We start from the raw sequence: 12,544 nt of genomic DNA on the forward strand, positions 1-12,544 counted from the left end.
ACGCGTAGGATCGTTGCGGGTGCACAACGGCGGCACTAACCTGTTCGCATAGCGTCCATCCGTCCACATCGCGAACATTTCGGATCGGAGGTCCGTGTCTTCCTCATCCCCCGGCGCCGACTACCGGGGCCCGCTGTTCGACCCCGTCTTCGGCGCGGACGAACTCGGTGCCGCCCTGTCGGACCGCGCGTGGATCGGCGCCCTACTCGACGTGGAGGTCGCGCTGACCCGCGCGGCAGCTGCACTCGGCCGCATCGAGGACGCCGACGCCGACGCCGTCGCGACAGCGGCCGCGTCGCTCGCCGGTGATCTCGATCCCGCCGACCTCGGACGACGATCCGCGGCGGGCGGCAATGCCGTCATCCCCCTGGTTTCGTTGCTGCGGGAGCGAGCCGATGCTCCCGCGCGGGCCGTGCACGTCGGCGCGACCAGCCAGGACGTCCTCGACACCGCGCTGATGCTGCTCGCCCACCGCGCGGGCGCCATCGTCGTGGCGAACCTGCGCTCCGCGGCCGACGGCGCAGCCCGTCTGGCCGCCACGCACCGTGAGACGCCGATGGTCGCGCGCACCCTCGGCCAGCAGGCGCTGCCCACCACCTTCGGTGCTCTCGCGGCCGGCTGGCTCCTGTCCCTGGACGACGCCGTCACCGAACTCGGCCGCGCCCTGTCCGTCCTGCCCGCGCAGTACGGCGGGGCCGCAGGCACGCTCGCCGCCGTCCATCCCGACGGCTTCGCGTTCGCCGACACCGTCGCCGACCTGCTCGGACTCGCACGTCCCGTCGCCCCGTGGCACACCGCACGCACTCCGATCACCACCCTTGCGGGCGCACTCGGCGTCGCCGCGGGTACGGTCGCGAAGCCCGCCACCGATGTCGTGCTCATGGCGAGCACCGAGTTCGGCGAGGTGAGCGAGGATGCGCCCGGCGGGTCGTCGGCCATGCCGCACAAGCGCAATCCCGTCGCGGCCGTCACCGCGCGTGCCGCCGCCCGGCGCGTACCCGGTCTCGTCTCGACGATCCTGTCGTCGACCGACCACGAGTTCCAGCGCGCCGCCGGCGCCTGGCATGCCGAATGGGAGACGCTCGGCGACATCCTGCGCCTCACCGGCGGTGCCGCGCACCAACTCTCGGTGAGCCTGAACGGGCTGCACGTCCACACCGACGCGCTCGACCGCAATCTCGCGCTCACCGGCGGAGCGATCCTCGCCGAGAAGGTCACTGCCGCACTCGCCGAACACACCGACGACGCACGCTCGATCGTCACCGATGCGGCGGTCGCCGGCAGGCGGCTCGACGAGGACCCCGTCGTCACAGCACATCTCGATCCGCAGAACGTGCGCGAACTTCTCGACCCCACACGCTATCTCGGTCATGCCGCCGACATCGTCGATCGCGTTCTCACCCGCCACGACACCATGAACCGAACCACAGGAGGTACCCGATGACCGTCATGCTCAACTACGAACAGTACGGCGACCCCACGAAGCCGACCGTCCTGTTCCTCGGTTCGCTGGGTTCGGACCTGTCGATGTGGGCACCGCAGATCCACTCCCTGTCGCCCGACTGGAACGTCGTCGCGGCCGACCATCGCGGACACGGCCCCTCCCCCGCGCCGTCCGGACCCTACACGATCGAGGAGCTCGCCGGCGACGTCGTCGCCCTGCTCGACTCGCTCGGACTCGACGCCGTGCACTACGTCGGCCTGTCGCTCGGCGGTGCCGTCGGACAGTGGCTCGCCGCGCATCACCCCGAACGCGTGCGCACACTGACGCTGCTGTGCACCTCACCGGCCTTCCAGCCCGCCCAGCCCTGGTACGACCGGGCCGCGTCCGTCCGCAACGACGGCCTCGCCTCGATCGCCGACTCCATCGTCTCGCGATGGTTCACTCCCGAACTGGCCGAGCACGATCCGGATCTGGTCACCCGCCACGTCGAGATGGTGAAGGGCACCACCGACGAGGGCTACGCCGCATGCTGCGAGGCGCTGGCGACCTGGGACGGCCGTCCCGACCTCGCGCGGATCGTCGCGCCCACCCTGGTGATCGCCGGCGAGCAGGATCCCGCCACCCCGCCGTCGACGATGCAACAGCTGGCCGACGGAATCGCCGACTCCGCCTTCCACGTCGTCTCCCCCGGCGCGCACCTCGCCAACGTGGAGCAGGCGGGACGGATCACAAAGCTCATCCGCGAACACATCTCGTGCGCCACTCCATCCGCCGCGCACCGCACCGCGGTGTTCGAGGAGGGACTGCGGGTGCGCCGTTCCGTCCTCGGTGACGCCCACGTCGACCGGTCCATCGAGTCGACCACCGAATTCACCCGGCCCTTCCAGGATTTCATCACCCGCACGGCATGGGGCGACATCTGGGCACGTCCGGGCCTCGACCACCGCACCCGCCGCCTGCTCACCCTCGCGATCCTCACCGCGGTCGGCAACGAGCACGAACTCGACATGCACATCCGCGCCGCCCTCCGCGCGGGGATCGATCCCGACGACCTCGTCGAGGTGTTCCTGCACACCGCGGTCTACGCGGGAGTCCCCAACAGCAACCGCGCGTTCGCGCTCGGCAAGCAGGCACTCGCCGACACCGAGGGAGGCACGGGGTCGTGAGCACTCCCGACGTCACCACTCCCGAGGTCGCTCGCGAGAACCCGGGAGCGTCAACCGATTACGTGCAGTCGCTGGCCCGTGGCCTGTCGGTCATCAAAGCCTTCGGTGCGCATACCCAGCGGCAGTCGCTCTCGGACGTCGCCCGCGCGACCGGCCTCACCCGCGCCACCGCCCGCCGATTCCTGTTGACGCTCATCGAACTCGGCTACGTCCACACCGACGGTTCCCAGTTCTGGCTCACCCCACGGGTGCTCGAACTCGGTTACAGCTATCTGTCCGCGCTGACGCTTCCGGAGGTTGCGCGGCCGCATCTCGAATCGCTCGCCGAGAAGGTCAAGGAATCGACCTCGGTGTCGGTGCTCGACGGAGACGACGTCGTCTACGTCGCGCGAGTCCCTGTCAGCCGCATCATGACCGTCACCATCACGCTCGGCACGCGCTTCCCCGCCTACGCGACCTCCATGGGACGAGTGCTGCTCGCCGGCCTGACCGACGACGAGTTCGAGGCCTATCTCACCCGCGCCGATCTCGCACCCATCACCGGCAACACCGTCACCACCGCCGAGGAGCTGCGCGCCGAGATCGCCACGGTACGTCGCAACGGATACTGCGTGGTCGACCAGGAACTCGAAGAAGGCCTGCGATCACTTGCCGCACCGATCCGCGACGCGTCGGGAACCGTTGTGGCGTCGGTGAACCTGTCGACCCACGCCGCCCGCTACCGGATGGAGATCGTGCACGGCGAACTCGTCCCGGCGCTGCTCGCCACCGCCGAGGCGATCTCCACGGATCTCGCCCGCACCCAGACCCACCAGTGAACAACCCCGATCGAGGTACATCATGACCGACGTAGTGATCTGCGAACCCCTGCGCACCCCGGTGGGCCGGTTCGGTGGTGTTCTGAAGGACATCGCCCCCGAGGATCTTGCAGCCACCCTTATCCGCGAACTCGTCACCCGCACCGGCATCACCGGCTCCGACATCGACGACGTCCTCCTCGGCCAGGCCTCCCCGAACGGTGAAGCCCCGGCCCTCGGCCGCGTCGCCGCCCTCAACGCCGGTCTCGGCGTGGACGTTCCGGGCCTGCAGGTCGACCGCCGCTGCGGCTCGGGTCTGCAGGCGGTCCTGCAGGCCGTCATGCAGGTCCACACCGGCGGCAGCGACCTGATCCTCGCCGGCGGCGCCGAGTCCATGAGCCAGGCCGAGTTCTACGCGACCGGCATGCGCTGGGGCGTCAAGGGCGAAGCCGTCGCACTGTCCGATCGCCTCGCCCGCGCTCGCGTCACCGCCGGTGGCCGCGACTTCCCGGTGCCCGGCGGCATGATCGAGACCGCCGAGAACCTGCGCGCCGAGTTCTCCATCAGCCGTGAGGACCAGGACGCGCTTGCCGTACAGTCGCACCAGCGCGCCGTCGCCGCGCAGAAGAACGGCGTGTTCGCGCAGGAGATCGTGCCCGTCACGGTGCCGCAGCGCAAGGGCGATCCGCTGGTCGTCGACACCGACGAACACCCCCGCGCCGATACCTCGATGGAGTCCCTCGCCAAACTGCGCCCGATCCGCGGCAAGGTCGATCCCGAGTCGACCGTCACCGCGGGCAACGCCAGCGGCCAGAACGACGGTGCCGCTCTCGCGATCGTCACCACCGCCGATAAGGCCGCCGCGCTGGGTCTGCGTCCACTGGCCCGCCTCGCGAGCTGGGCAGTGGCCGGTGTGCCGCCGCGCACCATGGGTATCGGCCCGGTGCCCGCCACCGAGAAAGCCCTCGGCCGACTCGGACTCACGCTCGCCGACATGGACGTCATCGAACTCAACGAGGCGTTCGCCGCACAGGCCTTGGCGGTCACCCGCTCGTGGGGCATCGAGGCCGACGACCCGCGCCTGAATCCCAACGGCTCCGGGATCTCGCTCGGACACCCGGTGGGCGCGACCGGCGGACGCATCCTCGCCACACTGCTGCGCGAACTCGACCGCCGTGAGGGTCGCTACGGACTCGAGACGATGTGCATCGGCGGTGGCCAGGGGCTCGCCGCTGTATTCGAGCGCATCGCCTGACGGCGAGTGACGGTATTCGACCGTAGCGCCCGACGTTCCCCGCACGGTGCTCGCGACGCGATCCTCGATCGCGAGCACCGTCCGGTGTCCGTCACTCCGGCGCGACCCGCACGAGCATCTTCCCGAAGTTCTTCCCTTCGAGCATGCCGATGAACGCCTCCGGGGCGTTCTCGAGTCCGTCGACGATGTCCTCGCGGTACTCGAGCTTCCCGTCTCGGACCCACGCCGAGACCTCACGCAGGAAATCGCCGTACATCTCCTTGACGAATTCGCTCTGGATGAACCCGCGGATCGTGAGGCTCTTGGTGAGAATCGAGTTGAACAGTCCCGGAAGACGGTCCTTGCGGTTCAGATCTGCACCGTTGTACTGCGCGACCAGACCGCACACCGGAATTCGCGCGTAGGTGTTGAGCAACGGCCACACCGCCTCCTGCACCGGTCCGCCCACATTCTCGAAGTAGACGTCGATGCCGTCGGGAACTGCCTCGGCCAGCGTGTCGGCGAAGTTCGGGTCTCGGTGGTCGATCGCCGCGTCGAAACCGAATTCCTCGATCAGCGCGCGGCACTTCTCCTGCCCACCTGCGATACCGACCGCGCGCGCCCCTTTCAGCTTCGCGATCTGCCCCACGGCAGATCCCACCGGCCCGGTGGCGGCAGCGACGACGACGGTCTCGCCCTCCTTCGGCTGCCCGATCTTCAGAAGTCCGGAATAGGCTGTGAAACCGGGCATTCCGAGCACACCCACGGCAGTGGATATCGGTGCGGCCCGCGGATCGAGTTTGCGTACCGCGGAACCGTCGAGGACGGCGTGCGACTGCCAGCCGGCACCTGCGAGGACGTAGTCGCCCGGCTCGAGTCCGTCGTACCGCGATTCGACGACCTGGCCCACCGTTCCGGCGACCATCACGTCCCCGAGTTCGACGTGCGCGGCATACGACTTCGCGGTGCTCATGCGGCCGCGCATGTACGGGTCGAGGGACAGGTAGACGACGCGCAGGAGGATCTGACCGTCGTCGACCTCGGGCAGATCCACCGTCTCGAAGCGAAAGTTGTCGGCGGTGGGTGCCCCCTCCGGACGCGAGGCGAGAACGATGCGGGTGCTCTGACTCGTGGTTTCACTCATGCCGACAGTGTGCCGCACGCGGAGGCGTCCTGAACGCCGCGCGGGCACCCCGGCAGGCACGATCTCGCGCCGGAGGGGTGTGGGGTCAGGCGCTGCGCTGCACCTCACCGCGAGGCACCTGATAGTTCGAGAACAGCTGCGAGTGGATGACCTCGGTGAAGGACGGTCCGTCCTGCTCGATCCGGGCAGGACGGCGAGTGGACGAAGCGGTGTGCGAGGCACCCATCTGCGATGTGGAGCGGATCGCCATGTCGATCTCCTCTCGGAAGGCGGGGAGAGGTGGCCACCGGCACCGTACAGAAGGTGCAAATCGGGTGAGCGACCCCTTGGGAGATACATATACCCCGTCCATGCCCGATATGCACCTGTCGCTTTCGGCGTACCTCGCACCGGTCCGTCGGAGGCCCTCGGGAGCTACCTGCGGACCTCGTGACCGTCCGAGGCGGGAAGTACACGGATCGGTGCGCTCGTGGCCGAGTTCAACGCCCCCACCCGGCCACTCAGGGCCGAGTCCGGATCCCAGGCCCGCACGGCGATCGTACGAGAACCTCCGGGAGGCAGGTGGAACCACGAATCCTGCAGGTCACCACCGGTGACATCGAGATGAACGTAGTGCGCGGCGGCCTCGGTTCGCACCTGCACGCTCCAGCCGTCCGGGACCGGTCGAGCGGTCGCGTCCAGCCCGGTTCCACGCTCGACGGCCCGTTCCGGACCACCCACGAGATGCACGGACTCCGACAACACCGCACCGGCGTGATCCACCAGCCGTGCGGTGGCAGTCTCGAATGTGCGCGGCCCGAATCGATACGCAAAATTGACATCGGTGAAGCCGCCTGTCAGCGCAGCCCACGAGAACACCCGGGTTTCGTGCGGATCGAGACACAACGGCAGCGACACGTCCACCGGCACGGCACCCGACGGGGTGTGGGCCTGCACCTGCAGCGTGACGTCGAGGACGTCGGCGGTGTCGTTGATCGCGTCCACACGCAGACCGTCGAGGCCGTCGTCGGTGAGAAGCACGGTGACGGGCGCGAACACCCGGGCCAGCACCCACCACGGTGCCTTCGGGTTCCCGTCGGCGTCGAGCACACCCCATCCGGCACCCGGTTGCAGGTCGCGGGCGGACAGGATCAGGGCGCCGCGACATCCCGATCCGGCTCGTCGCCAGTACTGCAGCACCTCGGTGTACGCCTCGCACATCGCCGCCCGCCCGAGCGCGAGATACCGGGCGGGATCGGCCCACCGCACCTCGGAGGGGTCGACCCCGAAGATCGTGCGCACATAATGGTCTCGCACGTCCTCGAAGTCCCAGGGGGCGCCGTTGTCGCGTGGCACAGCCGCCTTCCACCGCGGATGGTGACCGGCAACATTCACGCTGCCGAACTCGGCTTCGATCGCGGTGTCGGACGGCGGAATCGAGAACGCGAGGCATTCGGCGGCGAAGCGGACGCCGGCGACACGTACGTCACCGATCGGACGGCGGTATCCCCCGACACCGAAGTAGTGCGCCACACCCGAACCGACCGCGATCGGAAGCGTGTCGCTGCCCGGGGGCGCGGACGGCGACGAGGACACCCACACCGCACCCGGCCACTCACGGTCGACGATCTCGGGCAACCAGTCGTCGAGTGCCGCAATCGGCACGCCGGTCAGACCCAGCATGGCCGGTTGCTGTTCGGTCTCGCTCCCCCCGCACAGCACGACGAGAGCCGGATTCCCCGCACACCGGCGCGACAGTGCGCGCACCTCGCCCTCGAGCAGCGAGCGGACGTGCGGGTCGTCGGGCGGGTCTGTCGTGGCGAGCATGACGTCCTGCCACACCATGATGCCCAGTTCCGCACACGCCGAGTAGAACTCGTCGTCCTCGTAGACCAGGGTGCCCGGGATACGGATCGTGTCCACGCCTGCGGACACACAGCGTTCGAGGATGCGTCGGGTGCCGGCCGGGTCGTTCAGCGCGATGGGGTCGGTCGGTGTCCACACCAGCCCGCGGCAGAAGACGTCGACGTCGTTGACCCGCAGGCCGAAGCCGTCGCCGGGGTCCTGCTCCACCGAGCGGAAACCGATGCGGCCCAGTTCGATCCGATGCCCGTTCAGAAGAACGTGTGCCGCATACAGGTTCGGGTCGCCGTAGGTGTGCGGCCACCACCGTCTCACCTCGGGGAGCGTCACCTGCATCCGCACGTGTGCCGTACCGTCGGATCCGTAGTCGGGCCGTGCGTGCGCCGTCGCGCCTTCGATGTCGACGACCGCCTCGGAGACGGCGGCGCCGGCCAGGACGAGATCGATATCGGCGATCCCCTCGGATCCGTGCAGAGCCGTCCGTATCGCACATTCCAGCACGACCGGTTCGCCGGAGCCGACGAGACGCACGGGACGCCACGGACCGACCGGTGCCGGGGCTCCGCCGTAGACCGGGGCACGCCCGAGCATCGTGGTGCGGAACCACCGCAGTCCCTGGGCCGATACGAGCGACGAACGCCAGCGTCCGCGCGGCCTGCGCTCACGGAGTGCGGCGTCGAGCGAGGCGCACCGGATGGCGATCCGCGTCGTCGACGACAGGTGGTCGAGAACGACGGTGAACGGCACGAACATCGATTCCGATGTGGCGACGAGCGTACCGTCGACCCAGACGTCCGCGAGGGTCGCGAGCCCGTCGAAGGTCAGGTACCACGGTCCGTGGCCGGACACCTCGACGTCGGTGACGAACCACCAGTCGCTGCTGTCGGGTGACGACGCCCGGACCGCCGCGGCGCCGTCGGCATCCCGGATCGCGCCCGCGGCCGTGCCGGGTATGCGGACCGGTAACCAACGACCGTCCTGTGGGAGTTCGTCGGGATGGACCACCGTCCCGGAATCGACTCCGAGGCAACGCCACCGGGCGTCGTGCAGCAGATCCATGTGCGCCGGACCCGTCATCGCACGCCGGCGGCGCGGACGACGGTCGCTATGGCGTCCCCCCAGGCTTCGGCCATCGCGACCAGCTGATCACCGGGCTCGACATCGCGGCCGCGCGCCGCGCGGGCCATGCGGAACTGCACGCTCTTCGCACCCTCGGCGACCGCGCGGAATCCGTCGGCCGCGGCCGCCGCACCGGGGTAGCCGCGACCGTCCATGTAGAGGCTCACGTCGGCGGCGAGTTCGGCGGTCGCGCCGCATTGACGGAGCACCCCGAACGTCCACGGATGGAAGACGTCCATCCCGCCGGTGCGGATCCGGTCGACGTCCGCAAGAACCCGGGTTCCGAGTTCGCGCACCGGGTTCGAACCGGCACGCATACGCAGGTGCCGCAGGAGCACCGTGTCGAACGCATCGCACTGCGGCTGCGACGCCTCGACCCGCACCTGCTCGAGATAGGGCGGCCAGGTGGGTACCGGCTCGTCGAGACCGAACACTCCGCGGAAGTCCTCACCGGTGAGGATGTGATAGCCGCTGTTGTGGAAGTACTCGAGCGTCTCGGCATCCCGGTCGATGAGGTTGGGCACGATCGTGGTCTTGGAACGACTCTCCCGGTATCCGGTGCCCTCGGTGTCGGGCAACCAGTAGGCGTCCACCTCGACCGTGGACAGCAGACCGGCGGCGGCATTGTCCTCGAGGTGGTCCACCGGACGGCGCCACACGTTCATCTCCGCGACGTCGACCCCGTAGAGCGACATCAGGTCTTCGGGGCGGAACTTGAGGAAGGTCCACTGGGCGCCGTCGAACCGGGCCGAGAACGCGCACGCCGCCGCGGGGACCGGATCGTGGCCGAGCGCATGCAGCACCTCGACCCACAGGTCGACGTAACAGTTGGTCTCGGTCCAGATCCGGTCGGCGGCGTGCACGAAATGCGGTGAGTATCCGCCGACGCGGACGTCGATGAGCCGATCGCTCACGGGAACAGCCTGTCGCGCACCGGAACGGGCCAACGGTCGACGTCGAGTCCGTGGGTCCGCAACAACGCCAGGGCGATGCGCTCCATACCGAATCCGACGCACGCGCTGTGTGCGACTTCGCCGTCGGCCGTGCGGATCTCGAACGTCTCGCCGAAGTGCTCACGATGGCAGTTGCAGGAGACCACGGCGGTGCCCTCGTCGAGGTCGCCGTAGAGACGGACGGTCAGTTCGGTCTTGAGGTTCTCGGTGCGCTGGTTGACGGCCAGCATGCGTCCGGCCCGTCCGAAGAACGGATCGTTGGCGGGCACGGCGCTCGCGTCGAGACCGAGCGAGTCGAGCACCTCGAGTCCTCGCTGGATCCAGGAATCACGATGCTGCGCAGCATCGTTCTCGGTGCCGATGCGCACGAACTCGTGCATGCGGAATGCCTGCATGCGGGCGGGATCGACGGCGGGTTCGTGCCGGAAGCAGTAACCCAGAACATCGAGCAGTTCGCCGCCCTCACGCAGCGTGCCGGTGTACCGCGAGTAGGCGGGATGGCATGCGGCGGAGACCAGCACGGTGTCGGCGGGTTCGAGCCACGGGTCCCACGCCTCGCCGCGCGAGCGGGCGGCCAGCAGTGCGGCGTGCTCGGCGTTGCTGCCCGCGAAGGTGTTCACCGCTCCCGTCAGGTGCGGGAACGAGGCGATGTAGTCGGTCCGCTCGAAGCTCGTCCTCGGGAAGACCGGCGGGAAGCGCAATCGCGTCGCCGCCCGGCCCGGACCTGCCGCGACCACCACTCGGTCGATGCCGTCCACGATGTCCTCGAAGACACCCGAACGTCCGTAGAGGCCGGGAACACCGGTCTCCACGAGCAGTTCGGCCCCGAGCAACTGTTGCTGGAAGTCGAGGCGGGCGCGCTCGAGTTCGGACAGTTCGTCGGTGGCAGTGCTGGTCGTGGCCGGACTGGTCACAGAGTCCCCCGGTAGGCGATCGACATCTGGGCCGAGTTGTTCATGATGCGGTCGTTGTTGACCATCACGGCGGCACCGTGCGCGTCGCGCAGGTGACGGCCGAGCGAGTACTGCGAATCCTCGCGGTATCCGGCGATACCGCAGACGAGCATCGCGCGGTTCACCAGATCCACGACGAGGGTGGACGCGGTGACCTTGAGGTTGTTCATGGCGAGCGAGAAACCCATGCCCGACATCGATTCGTCCTGTGCCGACGCCGCGGCGTCGAACCGGGCGGCGGACGCGGCGACGAGATCGGCGAACTGCTGGTGCACGGCGGCCGCTTCGGCGAGTCGCAGCGCACCGGGCGGGGTGACACCCGGGCTGCGGCGGGCCGCCGACCGCACGAACGAACGGGCCTTCTCCATCGTCGCGTCGGCGATGCCGAGCCACACCGCCGACCACACACTGTGCGAAACGGGAAGCATGGTGCGCGACGAGATCTCGGCATAGGACGCACCTACCACGAGATCGGCGGACGTCGTGCCGGTGAGGACGAATCCGGGACTGCATGTGCCCCGCAACCCCAGGGTGTCCCAGCTTCCGGTGGGCTCGAGGGTCACGCCGTCGCGTCGGCACACGACGAGCGCCTGGTCGCTCGGCGGGCTGTCGGCGGTGCGGCGCGCGGTCACCAGGATCGCATCGGCGTACTCGCCGTACGAGATGACCGGCGCGTTCTTGGTGAGCGAGACCGTCTCTCCGTCCCGAGTGAGGGCGCAGACGCTGCTGCGCACGTCGCCACCGGTGCCGAGTTCGGTGGTCGCCGAAGCGATCAGGTAGTCCTTCGCCACCGCCTCGGCGACGAAGGCCGCCACGCCCGGGGTGGAGTGACGCACGAGCGACAGGATCTGCGTCTGGTGCATCGCGAAGATCATCGCGGTCGAGGCGCAGTACCGGCCGAGGATGCGTGCGACGGCGCACAGCTCACCCAGCGACGCTCCCTCCCCGCCCTGTTCGACGGGGACAGCGCAGTTCAGGAGCTTGTAGGCGCGCAGCGCGTCGACGGCCTCGTGTGGAAATCGTCCCTCCCGATCCACCTCGGCCGCCGCGGGTCCGGCGCTCTCGCGTCCGACGATCTCGGCACGCGCGAGCAAGGACAGCTCGGTGTTCTCCGATACGGTGAGCGGCGCGGACACGGAGGTCACGCGACGCCCAGTTCCGTCAACGCCGACCGGATGGCTCCGACGCTCGCGAACGTGCTCTTGCGCAGCAGTTCGTCGGGGAACTCCACGTCGAAGGCGTCCTCGAGGGCGAGCATCACGTTCACGCTGGCGTGCGACGTCAGGCCGAGTTCGTAGAGGTCGGCGGTGGAGTCGAGCACCGTGCTGTCGACCGACAGCTTCGCGTGCGCACCGAGGACCTTGCGGATCACCTGCTCCGTCATGGATGTTCTCCAGTTTCTGCTTCTTCGACGCGGGTCGCCACGACCGTCGCGATGGCATATTCGGGCTCGTGAGAAATCGAGACCTGAATGTCGGTCACCTGTTCATCTCGCGCCAGGGCAGCCGCGTTACCGGCCAGTAGGACGGTGCATCCGCCCCAGTCCGCGCGGCGGATCTCGATGGCTCGCCACGGCACCGCGCGGTCGCGGGGACGCAGGACCTTCATCACGGCTTCCTTCGCGGCGAACCGCGCCGCGAGCCGTTGTGCGCGACCCGGGCCGGTGCATATCTCCAGCTCGTGGAGGGTGAACACACGCTGCAGGTAGCGGTCGCCGAAGCGGTCGATGCTCGACGCGATGTCGCGGACCGTGACGACATCGCAGCCGACGCGTGTCGTCGCGACGCAGGGGCCGCTGCCATCGTCGTTCATGGGTCACTCCTCGGGATGCGCTGCACACGGTAACCGCAGGCCGGCCGAGATACACCATCCGAACAGCTCTGGCCCGCAGG

At 68.9% G+C, this 12,544-nt stretch carries 12 protein-coding genes; 4 read left to right on the top strand and 8 right to left on the bottom strand.

Annotated elements, in window-relative coordinates; genetic code table 11:
- Nucleotides 1-94 precede the first annotated feature (94 nt).
- Genes pcaB through PV766_RS12065 form a run of 4 tightly spaced genes read left to right on the top strand, consistent with a single transcriptional unit; the run spans nt 95 to nt 4,662 of the window.
- Complete coding sequence (gene pcaB, locus PV766_RS12050) at nt 95-1,444, top strand: 3-carboxy-cis,cis-muconate cycloisomerase (protein ID WP_421097078.1); 1,350 nt, start codon at nt 95-97, stop codon at nt 1,442-1,444.
- Entirely contained in the window at nt 1,441-2,610 is a 1,170-nt protein-coding gene (gene pcaD / locus PV766_RS12055) for a 3-oxoadipate enol-lactonase (RefSeq protein ID WP_064062470.1), read from the top strand. The genes pcaB and pcaD overlap by 4 nt, the downstream gene beginning before the upstream one ends.
- A complete protein-coding gene (locus PV766_RS12060; protein ID WP_421097079.1) occupies nt 2,607-3,428 on the top strand; it encodes an IclR family transcriptional regulator domain-containing protein in 822 nt (273 codons plus the stop codon). Before pcaD ends, PV766_RS12060 begins: the two co-directional genes overlap by 4 nt.
- Nucleotides 3,429-3,450: 22 nt before the next feature.
- Nucleotides 3,451-4,662, top strand: a complete 1,212-nt coding sequence (locus tag PV766_RS12065; protein WP_421097080.1) for an acetyl-CoA C-acetyltransferase — start codon at nt 3,451-3,453, stop codon at nt 4,660-4,662.
- A 91-nt stretch (nt 4,663-4,753) separates the two neighbouring features.
- On the opposite strand, the gene PV766_RS12070 is transcribed toward PV766_RS12065, so the two are convergent.
- From PV766_RS12070 to acpS, 8 genes are all read right to left on the bottom strand, one after another.
- Nucleotides 4,754-5,785 carry an NADP-dependent oxidoreductase gene (locus PV766_RS12070; protein ID WP_064062467.1) on the bottom strand — a complete coding sequence of 344 codons (1,032 nt, stop codon included), beginning with the start codon at nt 5,783-5,785 and terminating at the stop codon, nt 4,754-4,756.
- 85 nt (nt 5,786-5,870) lie between these two features.
- The gene (locus PV766_RS12075; RefSeq protein ID WP_421097081.1) at nt 5,871-6,035 is read right to left on the bottom strand and encodes a hypothetical protein; all 165 of its coding nucleotides are present in this window, start codon (nt 6,033-6,035) and stop codon (nt 5,871-5,873) included.
- 164 nt (nt 6,036-6,199) lie between these two features.
- Nucleotides 6,200-8,686, bottom strand: coding sequence for a glycosyl hydrolase 2 galactose-binding domain-containing protein (locus tag PV766_RS12080; protein ID WP_421097082.1), 2,487 nt, complete (start codon nt 8,684-8,686; stop codon nt 6,200-6,202).
- A 14-nt stretch (nt 8,687-8,700) separates the two neighbouring features.
- Nucleotides 8,701-9,660, bottom strand: coding sequence for a DUF1839 family protein (locus tag PV766_RS12085; RefSeq protein ID WP_421097083.1), 960 nt, complete (start codon nt 9,658-9,660; stop codon nt 8,701-8,703).
- Nucleotides 9,657-10,613 (bottom strand): amino acid--[acyl-carrier-protein] ligase, encoded by a 957-nt coding sequence (locus PV766_RS12090; RefSeq protein WP_129975346.1) that lies wholly within the window; start codon nt 10,611-10,613, stop codon nt 9,657-9,659. The genes PV766_RS12085 and PV766_RS12090 overlap by 4 nt, the downstream gene beginning before the upstream one ends.
- On the bottom strand, nt 10,610-11,797 hold the full coding sequence (locus PV766_RS12095; protein ID WP_064062464.1) for an acyl-CoA dehydrogenase family protein: 1,188 nt from the start codon (nt 11,795-11,797) through the stop codon (nt 10,610-10,612). Before PV766_RS12095 ends, PV766_RS12090 begins: the two co-directional genes overlap by 4 nt.
- Entirely contained in the window at nt 11,794-12,036 is a 243-nt protein-coding gene (locus tag PV766_RS12100; protein WP_016931556.1) for an acyl carrier protein, read from the bottom strand. Before PV766_RS12100 ends, PV766_RS12095 begins: the two co-directional genes overlap by 4 nt.
- Nucleotides 12,033-12,464, bottom strand: a complete 432-nt coding sequence (gene acpS / locus PV766_RS12105) for a holo-ACP synthase (protein WP_064062463.1) — start codon at nt 12,462-12,464, stop codon at nt 12,033-12,035. Before acpS ends, PV766_RS12100 begins: the two co-directional genes overlap by 4 nt.
- Nucleotides 12,465-12,544 lie beyond the last annotated feature (80 nt).

It is taken from the genome of Rhodococcus sp. As11, from assembly GCF_048957735.1.
Taxonomy (GTDB): domain Bacteria; phylum Actinomycetota; class Actinomycetes; order Mycobacteriales; family Mycobacteriaceae; genus Rhodococcus; species Rhodococcus gordoniae.

Bases quoted from the DNA above. Each gene is read 5' to 3' on its own strand.
- pcaD (WP_064062470.1), top strand. From the start codon at position 1,441: ATGACCGTCATGCTCAACTACGAACAGTACGGCGACCCCACGAAGCCG.
- PV766_RS12065 (WP_421097080.1), top strand. From the start codon at position 3,451: ATGACCGACGTAGTGATCTGCGAACCCCTGCGCACCCCGGTGGGCCGG.
- PV766_RS12070 (WP_064062467.1), bottom strand. From the start codon at position 5,785: ATGAGTGAAACCACGAGTCAGAGCACCCGCATCGTTCTCGCCTCGCGT.
- PV766_RS12075 (WP_421097081.1), bottom strand. From the start codon at position 6,035: ATGGCGATCCGCTCCACATCGCAGATGGGTGCCTCGCACACCGCTTCG.
- PV766_RS12080 (WP_421097082.1), bottom strand. From the start codon at position 8,686: ATGGATCTGCTGCACGACGCCCGGTGGCGTTGCCTCGGAGTCGATTCC.
- PV766_RS12100 (WP_016931556.1), bottom strand. From the start codon at position 12,036: ATGACGGAGCAGGTGATCCGCAAGGTCCTCGGTGCGCACGCGAAGCTG.
- acpS (WP_064062463.1), bottom strand. From the start codon at position 12,464: ATGAACGACGATGGCAGCGGCCCCTGCGTCGCGACGACACGCGTCGGC.